General features: G+C 58.3%; 1 protein-coding gene. It reads right to left on the bottom strand.

Annotation, left to right across the window (positions count from 1 at the left end; all coding sequences use genetic code 11):
* A partial coding sequence (locus MN204_RS20690) for a hypothetical protein (protein WP_249872938.1) occupies positions 1 to 271 on the bottom strand: 271 nt, incomplete at both ends.

Below are 271 nucleotides of genomic sequence, written 5' to 3'. Positions count from 1 at the left end.
CAGTTCGACTTTACCTTTCAGGTCGAGGGAGAACACCGGCTCGGGCATCGCCACCAGCAGCGCGCTCAGCGCGCGATGTTCACGTTCAGACGGCATGAAAGACACGGTGCGAACGTCTGTCACGCCCGGTGTACGGCGAATCTCCGCCATCAGGTTGCTGAATGCGTCAAATTCCAGTGCAGAAAAGTTGAGGTAGATGCGGCCCAGCGAGGCAATTTCAATGCCGCGCAGGTCAATATTACGGGCAACCAGCAGGTCGAGTAGCTCGCGC

The sequence above is a fragment of the Oceanobacillus saliphilus genome, assembly GCF_023522835.1.
GTDB classification, from domain to species: domain Bacteria; phylum Bacillota; class Bacilli; order Bacillales; family Amphibacillaceae; genus Oceanobacillus; species Oceanobacillus saliphilus.
This window is presented reverse-complemented; position numbering and strand designations above follow the sequence as displayed.